We start from the raw sequence: 14539 nt of genomic DNA, 5'->3' as shown, positions 1-14539 counted from the left end.
TATTAACCAAATTAATTATTTGCATTTAACCATGAAATAACATCTCCAATTATTTCCTGTTTACAAAAATCGTTGTGCAATTCATGATATCCTCCTTCGTATAATTTCAATGTAACGTTACCTGAATTATTGGCTGCAAATTCTTTTGAACCCTCGCAACTTATCAATTTATCATCGGTACCATGTAAAAGTAAAACAGGTTTATGTAAAAGATTTGCATTTTCGATAGCCCACGCGCCTCTTTCGATAAATGACAAGGAAAAGTTCGGGCTAACTCGATTATGTACCAACGAATCGTTTTCATATTTTTTTACTTCTTCTGGGTCTCTAGAGATATATGAGGAGTTTACCTCGTTATCTAAAGTTACAGAAGGTGCTATCTTTTGAATCAACTTACCAAAAAATAATTTCCAACCTGGTGGTTGAAACGCTAATTTCAAAAATGCACTTGTTGCAATTACTCCTTTAACTTGACTATCTCTTGATAACATATAATTAAGCACTGCGTTTCCTCCCATAGAATGACCGTATAAGAAAACATCCTTATTCTCAAATAATTCCTTCGTTTTTTGAATAAATTGGCCAATGCTATCTAAAACATATTCATAACCTGGATTGTGGCCTCTTTTACCTGTAGTTTTACCATGACCGAAATGATCGAAAGCAACTACTCCATAACCATTTTTAACAAGGTTTTCCGCAACTTCGGCGAACCTTCCTGAATGTTCTCCTAAACCATGTAAAATTAAGACTACTGACTTGACTTCTTCTATTCTCCAATATTGACCAAAGAAATTTGTTTTATGAAATTCGAAATTAAGAGTTTGATGAGTCATTCTTTAAAATTTTTAAGAGTTAGTTAGTACATATTTCATTGCTTTTGCTTTTAATAAGCATTCTTCGTATTCTTTGTCTGGCGAAGACTTGGCTGTAATTGCTCCCCCTACGGAATAAGAAATATACTTTTTTTCCTCGTTATATAGGATACTTCTGATAACAACATTAAAATCAAAATCTCCATTAGGAGCAAAATAACCTATACTTCCAGAATACAAGCCTCTTTTGGTTTCCTCTAATTCTTCAATAATTTTCATCGCAGAAATTTTAGGAGCACCTGTCATACTTCCCATTGGAAATGTATCTCGAATAACATCTACTGGATGAGTATCTTCTTCAATTTCAGAAACCACAGTAGAAATTAATTGATGAACTTGTTTAAATGAATATACCTTGCACAACTCCTCTACTTTAACAGTTCCTTTTTTAGCCGTTCTTGATAGGTCATTTCTAACCAAATCTACAATCATAACATTCTCCGAACGTTCTTTTTCATCACGTACTAAATCAAAAACTGCTTTTTCATCCTCAACAGAATCCACAAAACGTTTCGCTGTTCCCTTAATCGGTTGTGAAATAATTTTACAACCTTCTTTCCTAATATATCTTTCGGGTGATGCCGATAATAAATGTAGTTCATCATTCTTAAAGAATGTAGCGAATGGGGGTTTTGAAATTCTATTCAAATGCCTGTACGTTTCTGTTGGATTTATTTGTGCGTTTTCCACATAAAATTCTTGACAGAAATTCGCTTCATAAATATCACCTCTTTTAATATGATCAATTACCTTACGAACCTTTCTTCCATATTCATCTTTATGAATTCTAAGTTTTACTTTTAAACCTTCTGAATTATTTGAGTCTTCAGTATCAAATTCACCATTCATAATTTGTTCTAAGTCTTCTTCTATTTCATCATCAACCATTTTTAAATAAGACAACACCACTTCCTTTCCTTTAATAAAAACTATCTTTTGTGGTTGAAAAAAATATAAGTCAGGAAAGTTTAATCCATCAAAATTATTTGAGGATAAATTTTCTGTATCGTTTTTTAAATCATAGGAAAGATAACCGAAGAGGTAGTCTTTTGTGTAAGATTGATATTCCTTTAGCTTTTCAAAAGCTTCGAAATAATCTGTTTTAATAGAAGTAAATTCATCAACAGCTATAACCGCGTCATAACTTGAATAATTTTGCTCATAGTTATTACTATCTAGAAATAATACAGTTTCATATTGTTGTCCCCATGCCAATAATTGCCTTTTGAAGATCTCAATATTTTCAAGAAAAAAAGTTTGTTCTGTTCTTAAAGACATTAGACAAAAATAATACTATTTCTTATGTTGATAAACGAAACTGAATAATAATCGCTCTTATGAAATCTAAGAAATTTTTAGTCTACAATAATGCCAACAAATTCACATTAGATTATCACGACCGAACTACCATTAATTAGCCATGGAGGTTTTCCCTGAATAATTTAGGGTGAATTAGAGGTGTAAGAATGATTCAAACCACCTTTTAAGAATCAAGAAATACAACCTAAACAACTACATAACAGATATTTAACTTTAGATAAATTTAAATTATCATGAAAAAATCTTTAACTTTAAGAAAACGAACAGTATCATGAAAGCATCAACACCTACCCTACGTTTAATATTTTCGCTTTTCCTCGTACCTATTTATTTGATTAGTCAAGTAAATTATGACGAGGGAAGATTAATGATTAATGGCATTCAATTACTACAAGATAGTAATCAAACCAATACATATTACTACATTCCTGACTTTCCTCGCTTGGCCACCAAAGATGGTGGTGATTTCGAACTTATGTGTACAAAATATATTGGTCGGGAAGGAAACGCAAGTGGAGGACTTTTCCATACCTTAATTCAATTTGATCTTCCTGATGAAGTAATTAACGATCTAGAAAAAGAGCTTCGAGAAAAAAAAGGAGGAGCAAAAATTGCAGGTCCTGTTCCTATGAAACAGGTTTTAAAAGATGGTGAAGATGGAATAGCCAGTTTTAAAATTGTGTCTTCTATTTTAAATAATGTAGATGGTAAAAATTCTTTTACCCAAAATGTTATAACATCAGGGCACGCTCCTCTATATAAAAACTCAAAAGCTGCAATTGCTGCAAAACTCAACCAAGAAGGTGCAACATTGTTATGGGAATCTTTACAAGGAAAAACATCTGATATTTCTGTTGTATTAAATGGTTACTATGAGGCAAAAGTAAAAGGTTACAATGCTATTATTTCAGCTGACATGTCAACTGTATATGACCATTACAGCAAGATTTATAGTAATCAAAAAGGATATACAAAAAGACAAATGAGGAAAATTACTGATGAAATGGTACAACAGCAAAAACTCAATATTGACGTTTTCGATAGATCCAGTGGTTTAGAAATTAAAACGGATGATATGAGTAGTATCCTTTCATTGGTTACGGATAAACTTATCGAATTGATGTTTGATGCTGAAATGGGTTGGGCAAAACAACCTAACAAAGAAACAGTCGTTGAACAAGGCCAAATATTAGGTCGACAAAAACGTGGCTTTTTTAGCCGAGTATTTGGCGGAGCGAGAGACGAAAAATACGTTACAGACAATCAATTTGTTCTTAAAAAAAGAAATGACATTAAAGTGAACAAGTTCTATTTGAATTTGAGTAAATCAACAACTATTAAAGTTCCTGTCTATTCTTCTGGGAATATTAGTGGTTTATATGAAGTTTTCAAAGAGGACCCGTTAAACAAAGACAAATATTTCAGAGTTGTAAACTTAGACGATGTTGACTTTTCTAAACGTGAAATTATTTTTCAGCTTGATGGAGAATATGTTGATACATTTAGTGAAATTTTAAATTCAGTAACCGTTAGTTTCAGAAAACATTATGGAGAAGAACACAATGACGTTACCAAAGACATTATTATAAAACGATCTGATTTAGAAACTGGTAAAGACTATAAAAATATCTTCTATCCTAGATTAGGTATAAGAGATTCCGAGTGGTTAAACTATCAATATCAAATTAGCTGGAATTTAAAAGGAAACAATAGAATAATAAAACTTCCAAAGGCAGAAAACGAATGGATATCTGCCAATGATGCGTCCATTGCTCTAACTCCTCCTTTCAAAAAAAGAACAATTCAAATTGATGCGGACAGAACATTTTTTAAAGAAGCTAATGTACAGGCATGTTCGATTCGATTTTTTACAATCCTTAATGGTCAACCGAATCCACAAGAAACAATTGTTCTTAGAAAAAATGACACTGAAAGTACATCTAAAATAAACTTGTATCATGATGCAAATGAGCCTATTGCCTATCAAGTAAACTGGTATAAGAAAAGCGGAATGAAATCTGAGACTTTGAAATCGTTAGATAATAATTACTTATTTCTAATACCCCCTACTGAATAGAAAATAGCTGATAGAACCTATTTATCATGAAAAAATATAAGTTTTACATAGTAATTGTTTTTTTAATTGGTTGGTGTCTTATTTCTAATTCACAGTCTATTTTAATCGACAAAGGAATTAATGCAGATGGCCTTTGGTGTTTTCCTGTTCATAAAAAAGAGAATACTTACAGATATCTTCCACAAAGAGCAAGATTATCGCTACAAAACGACAGTATCCCTGAGTTCTCTTTCTTGCGATATATAACTGAAAAACCATCTGAAAACAACTCCCAAACAATCTCACAAGCTGAAGGTGGTGGAATTTTGAACTTCTTAGTTCTTTATGATACACCAAAGAAACTAATTACAAATGCAGAAAATTTCCTAAAGAAGAGATTCGAAAACGATGAAACTATTATTGAAGGTCCAATAATCTTCAATAGTGGTAAATACACTTTGGTTTCATCAATATTGAATCCTGCAGGAGAAAAGAAAAAATCAATCATAGGATCTGGAGCTGCTCCTATAATAGAGAACAGCAAAATCCCCTTATCCTTTAATGTCAATCCTTTAAAATCAAAATTGCTTTTAGAAAGCTTAAAAATGTCAACACCTGATGTATCATTAATTTTTGAATTAGGTTTCTCTGGATTAACTGAAAACTACGAAGCTGAACTAGAAATTGACTGGTCTGAGGTAAAAAAAAGTAATGCTTTTGACGCAGGAGGAAGCATTTATTTTGTTGGAGCTGATGTAAGTATTGGTTTTGATAAACTTCGAAAAGACAATGCTATCAAATTTACAAGTGTAGGTAGAAATGAGTCTATGGAAAGTTTGGTACAAACAGTTTACACCAAGCTTTTAGAACTAATGTTTAAACCAACTCCATTAGAGAAAGTCCCGAAAGAGCATCGAGGTGATTTAGAAAATGCTTTAAGTTCATTAATTGGCGTAAATGGTGTGATAGGAAGTAGAAATACAACAGGATTTGGTCTAAATGTTGGATATCAATATAAAGAACACAGGACAACAGGGAAAAGCAACATGGTTTTTAAAGGTAGAAGCCTTGTCAACAGAAATCATTATATAACGTTCAATGCAGGTAATTTATATAATAAATACGGTACAAATAAAGAGATCTTTAAAGATGTTCCTCTTTGGGATCCTGCTTTTCAACAACGGGATGTTTACGTTGGAATAGATGGAACAATCGAGAACGAATTTGATAAAATGTTAAATAGTGTCACCGTTAAACTAAACAAAAAACATGAATCTGGTGATGCCACATTAAAGGAAGTTTTACTAACAAAAAACACCTACAAAGATACAAATGGTAAAATAGCTTTGTCTTACTTAAACCTAGGAGATTCTGATCAAACCACTTGGTTAAACTATGAATATCAAACCATTTGGAAATTTATTGGAGGAGGGATATTCTCAGAGGACTGGAAACAAGCTTCCGCTTCAATGATAAATATTTATACACCCTTTGAGAGGAAAAAAATTGAAATCCTTGGAGATCTTGAAATTCTAAATTCTAAAAACGTTAGAGCAGTTGTAGTAAAAATTAATTATGATTTTTTTGGAGAGTCGAAATCTAAAACTTTAACAATCTATCCTAAGAAAGGCGTTGATAATAAATTCTTTGAAATTACACTTCCTAAAGGATCTGACCCTTTGGAATACTCAATTACTTGGTATGTGAAAGATAAAACACCTATTCGTAAAAATGGAACAGATGAATACGGTCTTCTTTTTATTGATGAATTTCCTGAATAAACCAACTCATTATGAAAACAAATCTATTTTTTTTGATTATAATTTTTCTAGCATTTAAATGTCACTACAATAATGCACAAACACTTGATCCTAATGAAGAATTATTGATTACTCTTTCAGACCAGTCGACCATAAAAGTATATAAAAAAGCCCAAAAAATCGAAGAATGCTCCAACGAATATTATAGTTTACCTTCACATTTAAAATTTTCATTGAACCATGATCAATGCCAAGAGTTTTCATTCATTACTTATCATGATGAGAAAGGGAATCAAAGTTCAATTTTACACTTCCTAATTTCATGGGGATTATCACAATCTCAAACAAATGAAACTCAAAAATCACTAGTGAAAAAAGTTGGTGAAAATGCTCAATTTATGGGACCAATCGTTCCTGAAATTGATCAAAACCATCCCGAAGTCAAAATCTCTGGAGATTCAAACTTGGTCCACATACTTCGCAATTCAGGAACCATAATTGGACGCACAACAACGTTTCCAAATGTAAAATCAGCTTCTTCTTTCAAACTCAACAAAAATGATTCCAAAAGTTTTGAAGAAGTATTAAAAAATAACAAAAATGAACTAAAAAAGCTTTTCCTATCAATGAATTTCATCATTCAATTCAAAGGAAAGAAAGGAAAGGAAATAACTAAAGAACCTTATCAAATACAAGAGAATTTATACACATTATTAAATTAACAACCCATGAAAACAAAAATTCAATATGTTATACAAAAGGTAATTTTACTTTACCTATTAGTCAATTTAACATCGTCCTTCACACAAGTTATTGACGATACAAATAAGCTAAGTTTAACACTTAGCGATGGAACTCAAGTTATACTTTATGGAGAAGCATCAAGCTTGTCAGATAGAAAATCAAAAAATTATTACTATTTACCTGTTTCTTTAAGATTGGGGGTAAAACCTGATAAAACACCTGAGTTTCTTTTCTTAAAATACATTACAGAAGAAAAAGAAGAAGATGGTGGAATTGGTGGAGCTTTATTACATATGCTAATGGAATGGGGATTAACTGAAAAACAACAAAAAGAAGTGGAACAAATTTTAGCAAAAGGAGAACAAGGAGCAAGAAAAAAAAGTAAGCTTAAAGGTGCTCTTGATGTCAAACCTGACGGAGACAAATCTTTAAGAATTATATCTGCAACCTTATCTGATGATAAATTAGCTCCTTCTGTGATTCAATCATTAAGTGCACCTGTTTTACCTGGTGCAAAAATAGCTGTTGCTACAAACTTGAGTTCTAATGGAGCTCAATTACTTGCTGCAACCTTTGAAAAAACAAGATCTATCACTGACCTATCAATAGAAATGGGATTTAAATACACTACTCGAATTCCCGCAGCGAAAGGACGGGTTATTGTAAACTGGAGTGAAGTTCAAAAACATATGGAAAGAGACTACGCTAAATATTCAGAAGTTCGAGGAAAAAAAAGTCGTGGTGGACTTTTTGGTGGTGTTGCTGATGTTTTATTTGGTAAAAAAAGTGAAGTGAAAAGTAGGTCATATGACGAGGTACGAAGTGTAATTGATCAAATGGTTGAAAAAGAATACATCAAAGTAGATTTTGATGAAAATATTTCTGATGATAGAGTGACCAAAATTAGGGAAGCTTTCTTCGATTTCTTTTTACAGAAAATGACAGATTCTGGCGATTCAGATGCCTTAACTCCACCTACCGAAAAAGAAAAAGCAGCAATGCCAAATATTAAGTATGGAAAAAAATATACATATAATAGAAGATTCTTTGAAAGTAGCTTTAAAAAGAAAACTGAAACCTATTATTTAAACTACAGATTAGCTGTTGAAAAACCATTCACCCTAACGGCAAATCTGGCAAGCTGGTATAATGGTTTAAAAAACAATAGAAAATGTGTGGGAACTGTATTAATGAATGATAAATTCTTTACACACAGAGACATCAATTTAATTCTTGATTTACAAGCTAAAGAAATGTTCGATAAAGAAATAAACTATGTTACCGTAAATGTTAGAAAAAAACGAAGCTCTGGAAAACATTTCAATGATTCAAAAACTATCGATGCTGATCATTTAAAAAATAAAGGGTTGAAAGCTACAATTAGTTATGCCAGAGGAAACGATAAAAACTCAGAAGTTTATGAATACAAAACTCAATGGAGCTTACGCGGAGGAAATGTATTTCCAAAAAAACCAAAATGGAAAAAAGGTGATTGGCAAGGAGTAACTCTTGAACCGCCAATAGTTCCAAGAACTATTGAGTTTGAAGCTGATCTTGAAGAGCTGAGTTCGTTGGGAGTTGTTCGTGCAACCTTATTATTAAGATACTACAGGTTTGGAGAAGAAGTAGAAACAAATATTCCTCTTACAATTTCAAAAGATGAACCTCTTGTGGAGAAAATGATCTTTACTGATAGAAATACACAAGGCTATGCTTATCAACTTGTATTAACGCATAAAGAAAAAGGTAAAATGGCTTTAGGATGGGATGATAAAATTAACGATGACTATATCTATGCTTCTATCCCAGAAGAATTAAAAGATGAAAATCCAGATTATTTAGATAAAATTATTGAAGCTGGTAAAGTTATTGTAAAACCGGGGTCTGATGGAAAAGTTAGTAAAGAAGCTTCAATACTTGACAAATTCAAAGACGTAATTGGAATTGTGAAAAACTAATATTAAAAGGTTTTTAAAAAATGAAAAACTAATAAGATGAGAAAATTATATAAAACCATATATGTGTTTTTTGTTGTGTTTAGTTACTTAAATACAACCCATGCACAGCAACAAATTTTACTAGATAAACCAGTAAGGGCAGGAGAACTTATTCTTTTCCCTGATTTAAACAATAGAAGCAATTATTACTATCTTCCTGATAAACCTCAACTTGCTTCGCATACTACGGGAGATCCAATATTTTCCTTTTTACGTTACGTAAAAAATGAAGAATCTACGGTTGACTCAAATGATGGAATTTCTGAAAGCTCTGTTGGAGGAGGAATTGTTCATGCCTTAGTTGAGTTAAAAGTTCCTAAAAAAATGGTTAAAGATGCTGAAAGAGCTTTGGGCCGTATAGACAGCAATGGTAAAATAATTGGTCCAGTTGTATTCAAATCAGGAACCGTTTCTTTAATCTCTTCTGTTGCAAAACCGAATGGTGAATTTGAAGCAAAAGTATGTGGATTAGGTAATGCGCCAATTTTAGAAAATCAACGTTCTGCAGTTTCTGTCCACATCAACAAGTTAGGTTCAAAAATTCTTTGGGAAACCTTTAATACTCCTACTCCTGATTTTAGTGCTCATTTCGAAATGGAAGTTGAAGGATATCAATCGCCGAAACGAGTAACAATTGAAGCTAACTTTGATAGAATTTATAAACACCAAACTTTTGAGGCTGCTCTTGCAGCTCCTGTCTTATCAGCTGAAATTAAAGCAAGTTTCGACGACCTTTTCGATTCGGGAGCAATTCAACTAACGCAAATTGGAGATGATGAAGAGCTTAACAAGTTAAAAGAAGCTGCTTACACTCAATTAATGAATTTAATGTTTGATAAAGTTGGTGGTACAGGTGTTCCTCAACTAAATCAATTAACACCTAACGCACAAAAAAGTATGTTAGATCGAGCTACTGAACAACTGCAAAAAGCTCGAAAAGAAGCAAGAGATGAAAATAGAAGATTAGATGTATTAGAGCGATCGAGAGCTGAAAGAAATAGAGTGACTCAAAGAAGAGCACAAACAAGAGCTGACAGCATAAGAACTGTAGGTGGTCATCAACCAATTATAAGAAATCAAGACACCGCAGATAACAAAGACAATAATGAAACAGAAACACTTAAAAGAGAACCTATTCCGAGTTTAGCTGTTACTGTTTCCTATCAAATGAAACAAGTTAGAAGACGTGGAGTTTATAAGATTGACTTAAATAAATATACGCAAACAACCAAAACATTGCCTTTTGATTACAATTTAGGAAATGTAAAAATCAAATGTCCTTCTTGTTTTAGAGAAATCAATGCCGACGATCCTCTAATGAAACAGCGACAAATTAATGCAACTCTTGGAGGAATGAATGCGGATGATTTTAAACATGTAAACTTCGTAAATGTGATTATGCGCAAAAAACATGGAAATGATCAAGAAACTGTAGATGAAATAAAAATTGATAAATCTGAATTTAACAAGCAAGGAAATTTCTTCAAGATGTTATACGGTTGGAAAGGTGATAATGATAGAGACAAGTGGTTAGCTTATGATTTTAAAACTTTATGGAGTTTTAGAGGAAACCACAAAGTAGAATCAAATTGGGAAACCACAAAATTTGGCAGCATTGCCTTAGAACCACCTTTAGTTAAAAAACCAATTTACATAGAAGTTGATGAAGATTTCACACTCGAGAAAAACATAAAAGCTGTTGAAATTAAAGTGTACAGTAAACTTGGAGAAAAGAATGAAGTAAGGAGTACTAATCTTCGTGTAAACAAATCAGAATTATCAAAAACAATTGAAATTTTACTACCGAGAAACTCTGAAGATTACGAATATGAAATTACTTATTTCATAAGAGGAGAACGTCCTAAGAAATCAGGTTTACAAAAGTCAGACTATGGTAGAATAGATGTAGACAGATTTATGTAATCCTTAAAAAATTGAAATCATGAAATCAAACAAACACATCAAAAAAATAATAGCGATGCTATTCGGTTTCTTAGCTCAAGTAACCATAGCACAAGAAGGGTACCCAAACAACACTTCAGGTACAACTAAAGAAATTCGAGTAACGCTGCCATTTACGTCAGGAGAAACTACAATAAAAGTAACAGAAATTAATAACGAATACCTATTTGAAGGTGACATTGTGTTTCCTAAATCTGGAGGTCGTGGCGGAGCTACTTTAGCCTCTTCTAGTAGTAGATGGAGTGGTTCAAAAATGCCTTATGTGATTGCAAGTGGTCATCCAAAACAAGCAGATATACTTTGGGCTATTAATCATATCAATACAAATACTAATGTTTGTGTAGTTCCAAGAACTGCGGAATCAGATTATGTTGAATTTGTATATCAAGCAGGAATTTGTGGTTCTTCTAGAATAGGGAAAGTTGGAGGAAAACAAACAATTAGAATTGGTGACAGTTGTGGAAACACAAGAGGAAGTGCTGTTCATGAAATGATGCATGCTCTAGGTTTTTATCATGAGCAAAGTAGAGATGATAGAGATCGATATGTAACTATTAAAGATTCAGCTATGATACCAGGAAAGTCTCACAACTTCAAAAAGTACAATCAAAGTTGGTATCATCTTTTCTGGCCAGAGGGAAGAAATATGGGCAATTATGATTATGGTTCAATTATGCACTATGGCTCAACTGCCTTTGGTAAACCAAAAATAGGAGGTGGACGTATGACAACAATTGTTCCGAAAAGAAGTGGTGTTACTATTGGTCAACGAAATAGAATGAGTGCAACGGATATTGCAAGTATCAATGGTATCTATCCAACTGCTTGCGGGGCGTTATCATCTACAAGTACTGCTTCAAGCGATGATTCTGGAACTAGCGACACAGGTACAAGCACTTCAACTTCAAATAGTAGCTTTGATATTTCATATCCAATCAGATTAATCCCTCAAACTTCTAGAGTTTCTTGCTGGGCTACAGCAGCTGCAATGATTGTTGCATGGAGAGATAATGTTAGAAGTATCAGCCCAGAAGATATTGCAAATGGAGTCAACGGTTGGAGAACCTATTTCTACAAAAATGGACTCCCTCCAGACAATACAGAAATGTTCAGTGTATGGGGATTTCAATACGATCAGCCACAAAGTTATACAGTAGAAGGTTTCGCATCTCTTTTAAAAGGTGGACCATTATGGGTTGCTACTGATCTACAAAACAAAGCTCATGTGGTTGTAGTTGCAGGTATTAGAGGTGATGGAACACCAAATGGGACAATACTAAAAATTTATGATCCATGGGAACAAGGAATGACAAGCTTTAGAAGTTCAAATAGAGGTTCTGTATACGAATTAACTTATCAAGAATTTGTGAATCGACAAGAAACATTGGCTTTCAGGGAACTTAGCGAACCAAGTGCTTTTTATGTTGCTTACTAAAAACTTAAATGAAACATTATGAAAACCTACTTTGACAAAAAATCATTGTTATATCTAAGCTTTTTAGTTGCATTACTAATAAGTGTAACAATGGTAAAAGCTCAAACTGTATTTAAACATACAGTCAGCTCATCGAACACGAAACAACATATATCGTCCATAAACCATAGCAGTTCTAATGGAAAGAAAGATAAGATTCTTATTGTAACTCACGATTATGGAAAACTAGGACCCTATCAAACAAAAGCTGTTGGTGTTTGGTACAATGGAAAAAAATGGACTGTTTTTAATCAAGATAGAACTCCCATAAAAGCAAATACTAAATTCAACGTATTGGTAACGAACAAATCAAATAATGCTTTTATTGTGAGAGCAAAAACGAACACAAAATCAGTAGTTGTTTCACATCCAAAACTTAATAGAAACCCTAATGCTACATTTTTAGTGACTCCAAATTTGGGTTCTAGTGGTCCATATAACAAAAGTCCAATTGGTGTTTACTATTCATCTTCAAAAAAACAATGGAATATTTTTAATACCGATGGCAAAACAATACCAAAAGGAGCTCAGTTTAATATTTTAGTAAATTCTAATATATTCAAACACAAGGTTAATAGTTTGAATAAAAAGGGACATATTACTTATATAAACAACAGCAAAACAAACAAGAAAGATAAATCTTTAGTTTTCGCCACATTCAATTCTCAAACTACTATTAAGAATTTTAAAAATCCGATTGGTGTTTGGTACAGCAATAACAAATGGTGCGTTTACAATGAAAATAGAAGTCAACTAAAAGGTAACGAGGCCTACAATGTAATCTCTCTTTCTTCTAAAAAAGGTTTATTTCCCTTAATTACGAAACCTCCGGTTTTGGTAAAAACAGATACGAAACCTAATAGAATTGACAGCAAAGGCTTAAAAAATATTGGACTGGTAAAATATATTCCTTTTAGAACTTCAGGATCAAATACTGCAAACAACAAGGAAAGAAACGGACCAGATATTACAAAATATGAAGATATTGAAACATTGTTAGATGGAGACTCTTTTATTTCATTTATTGAAAAACTGAATGTATTCCGTAAGATTTATAAAGATAAAAATAATAACTCTAATGTCTATTATTATTTCCCATCTGAGTACACCTTAATGTGGAATAAAGAAACTAATGAATATGCTTTCAATATTTATTACATGTCGGCAGAAGGAACAAGAGGGAGTGTGTTAGTTAATGCGGAGTTAACTCCACAAGTTAGTAGTGAAGATATAAAACTTGCAGAAAAACTATTAGCGAGTAAACTTAGAAAACCTGTAAAATTAATGCCTATGGATTTAAGAGATGTTCCTAAAGTAGATTTTGGAGCAACACTAACGAATTTCAATGTGAAACCTGAAAGCATTAACACAAGTATTCCTTCTGATTATCATAAACCTATCATACTAGATTGGAAAATGGATAGTAATATAGATGATTTTGTGGGTGCAATGTTAAATAATATTGGAGTAAATATTAATCTAGAATTTAGACCTTACGGAGATGAAACTACAGTGATTAATGTTCCTGTAAATCTAGAAGTAAATTCTCCTTTAACTTTTGGTAAAATTGAATTTTCAAATACAAACGAACTTCTTGACGACTGGATTAATCCTATTGACTATCCAATTGTTCCGAAAAGTATAGTTTTATTAAGAAAACAAGGAAGTCGTAACTATTTTGAAACTATTAATTTAGAAAGCGAAGAAATCGCAACTGGTGAAACTCTAAATATTCCTTATGAAATAAGCAGTATACTAAACAGTAAAAACAATATCGTTAAACTCTGGTTAGATTATACTTTAAATAAAGATTGTAATACATGTAACCAGAATGTGAAAAAGAAAATTATCAAAGGTACATCTCATAATGAAATCACCAACCTAAGTGTTCAAATACTAAATGCATTATCATATTCTAATGCCCATTCAATGAAACTTATAATTAAGTCTACTCAAGCAGATCCGAATGGGGTAAATGAAATTACTTTTCCTGCATTTAGTATAAAAGAAGACGATCAAGAATTCGAAGGAATTCAATTATTTGTTCCTGAAAACAAGGAACTTTCTTATAGTTATCAACTTATAACTATTATGAAAGATGGAGAGGTTAAAACCAGTAAATGGGAAACGAGCAATTCAAGTTTATTGGTTATTGGTGAAAGTCAAATTAAAAAATTATACGACCATAAAGAAAAATCTGAACTTGAAAGACTCAAAGACTCTCTTCTTTCTGATCATAAAGATAAATTGATTGAAAAAGGGAAAGAATTATTAGACGAGATTCTAGAAAAAAAAGATAAAGAGGACACCCCTAAAGAAGACGAGGAATAAATAAAATTTTCATTCAAAGA

Annotated in this window: 9 protein-coding genes; 7 read left to right on the top strand and 2 right to left on the bottom strand. The window is 32.2% G+C overall.

The window, feature by feature from the left end; genetic code table 11:
* Positions 1–11 precede the first annotated feature (11 nt).
* Complete coding sequence (locus BTO06_RS02115; RefSeq protein WP_100923745.1) at positions 12–836, bottom strand: alpha/beta hydrolase; 825 nt, start codon at positions 834–836, stop codon at positions 12–14.
* Positions 837–848: 12 nt separating this feature from the next.
* Positions 849–2153: an anthranilate synthase component I family protein gene (locus tag BTO06_RS02110; RefSeq protein ID WP_100923744.1), complete on the bottom strand. Its 1305-nt coding sequence runs from the start codon at positions 2151–2153 to the stop codon at positions 849–851.
* A gap of 313 nt (positions 2154–2466) precedes the next feature.
* Here BTO06_RS02110 and BTO06_RS02105 point away from each other — a divergent pair, with 313 nt between their 5' ends.
* Genes BTO06_RS02105 through BTO06_RS02075 form a run of 7 tightly spaced genes read left to right on the top strand, consistent with a single transcriptional unit; the run spans position 2467 to position 14519 of the window.
* Positions 2467–4272: a hypothetical protein gene (locus BTO06_RS02105; RefSeq protein WP_157811711.1), complete on the top strand. Its 1806-nt coding sequence runs from the start codon at positions 2467–2469 to the stop codon at positions 4270–4272.
* A 26-nt stretch (positions 4273–4298) separates the two neighbouring features.
* On the top strand, positions 4299–6032 hold the full coding sequence (locus BTO06_RS02100; RefSeq protein ID WP_100923742.1) for a hypothetical protein: 1734 nt from the start codon (positions 4299–4301) through the stop codon (positions 6030–6032).
* An 11-nt stretch (positions 6033–6043) separates the two neighbouring features.
* Positions 6044–6733, top strand: a complete 690-nt coding sequence (locus BTO06_RS02095; RefSeq protein ID WP_100923741.1) for a hypothetical protein — start codon at positions 6044–6046, stop codon at positions 6731–6733.
* 6 nt (positions 6734–6739) lie between these two features.
* Positions 6740–8713 carry a hypothetical protein gene (locus BTO06_RS02090; protein WP_100923740.1) on the top strand — a complete coding sequence of 658 codons (1974 nt, stop codon included), beginning with the start codon at positions 6740–6742 and terminating at the stop codon, positions 8711–8713.
* A gap of 36 nt (positions 8714–8749) precedes the next feature.
* Positions 8750–10675: a hypothetical protein gene (locus BTO06_RS02085; protein WP_100923739.1), complete on the top strand. Its 1926-nt coding sequence runs from the start codon at positions 8750–8752 to the stop codon at positions 10673–10675.
* 19 nt (positions 10676–10694) lie between these two features.
* Positions 10695–12149: a M12 family metallopeptidase gene (locus tag BTO06_RS02080; RefSeq protein ID WP_100923738.1), complete on the top strand. Its 1455-nt coding sequence runs from the start codon at positions 10695–10697 to the stop codon at positions 12147–12149.
* A gap of 18 nt (positions 12150–12167) precedes the next feature.
* Positions 12168–14519, top strand: a complete 2352-nt coding sequence (locus tag BTO06_RS02075) for a DUF7452 domain-containing protein (protein ID WP_100923737.1) — start codon at positions 12168–12170, stop codon at positions 14517–14519.
* The last annotated feature ends 20 nt before the right edge of the window (positions 14520–14539 follow it).

The sequence above is a fragment of the Tenacibaculum sp. SZ-18 genome (assembly GCF_002813915.1).
Taxonomy (GTDB): Bacteria; Bacteroidota; Bacteroidia; order Flavobacteriales; family Flavobacteriaceae; genus Polaribacter.
This window is presented reverse-complemented; position numbering and strand designations above follow the sequence as displayed.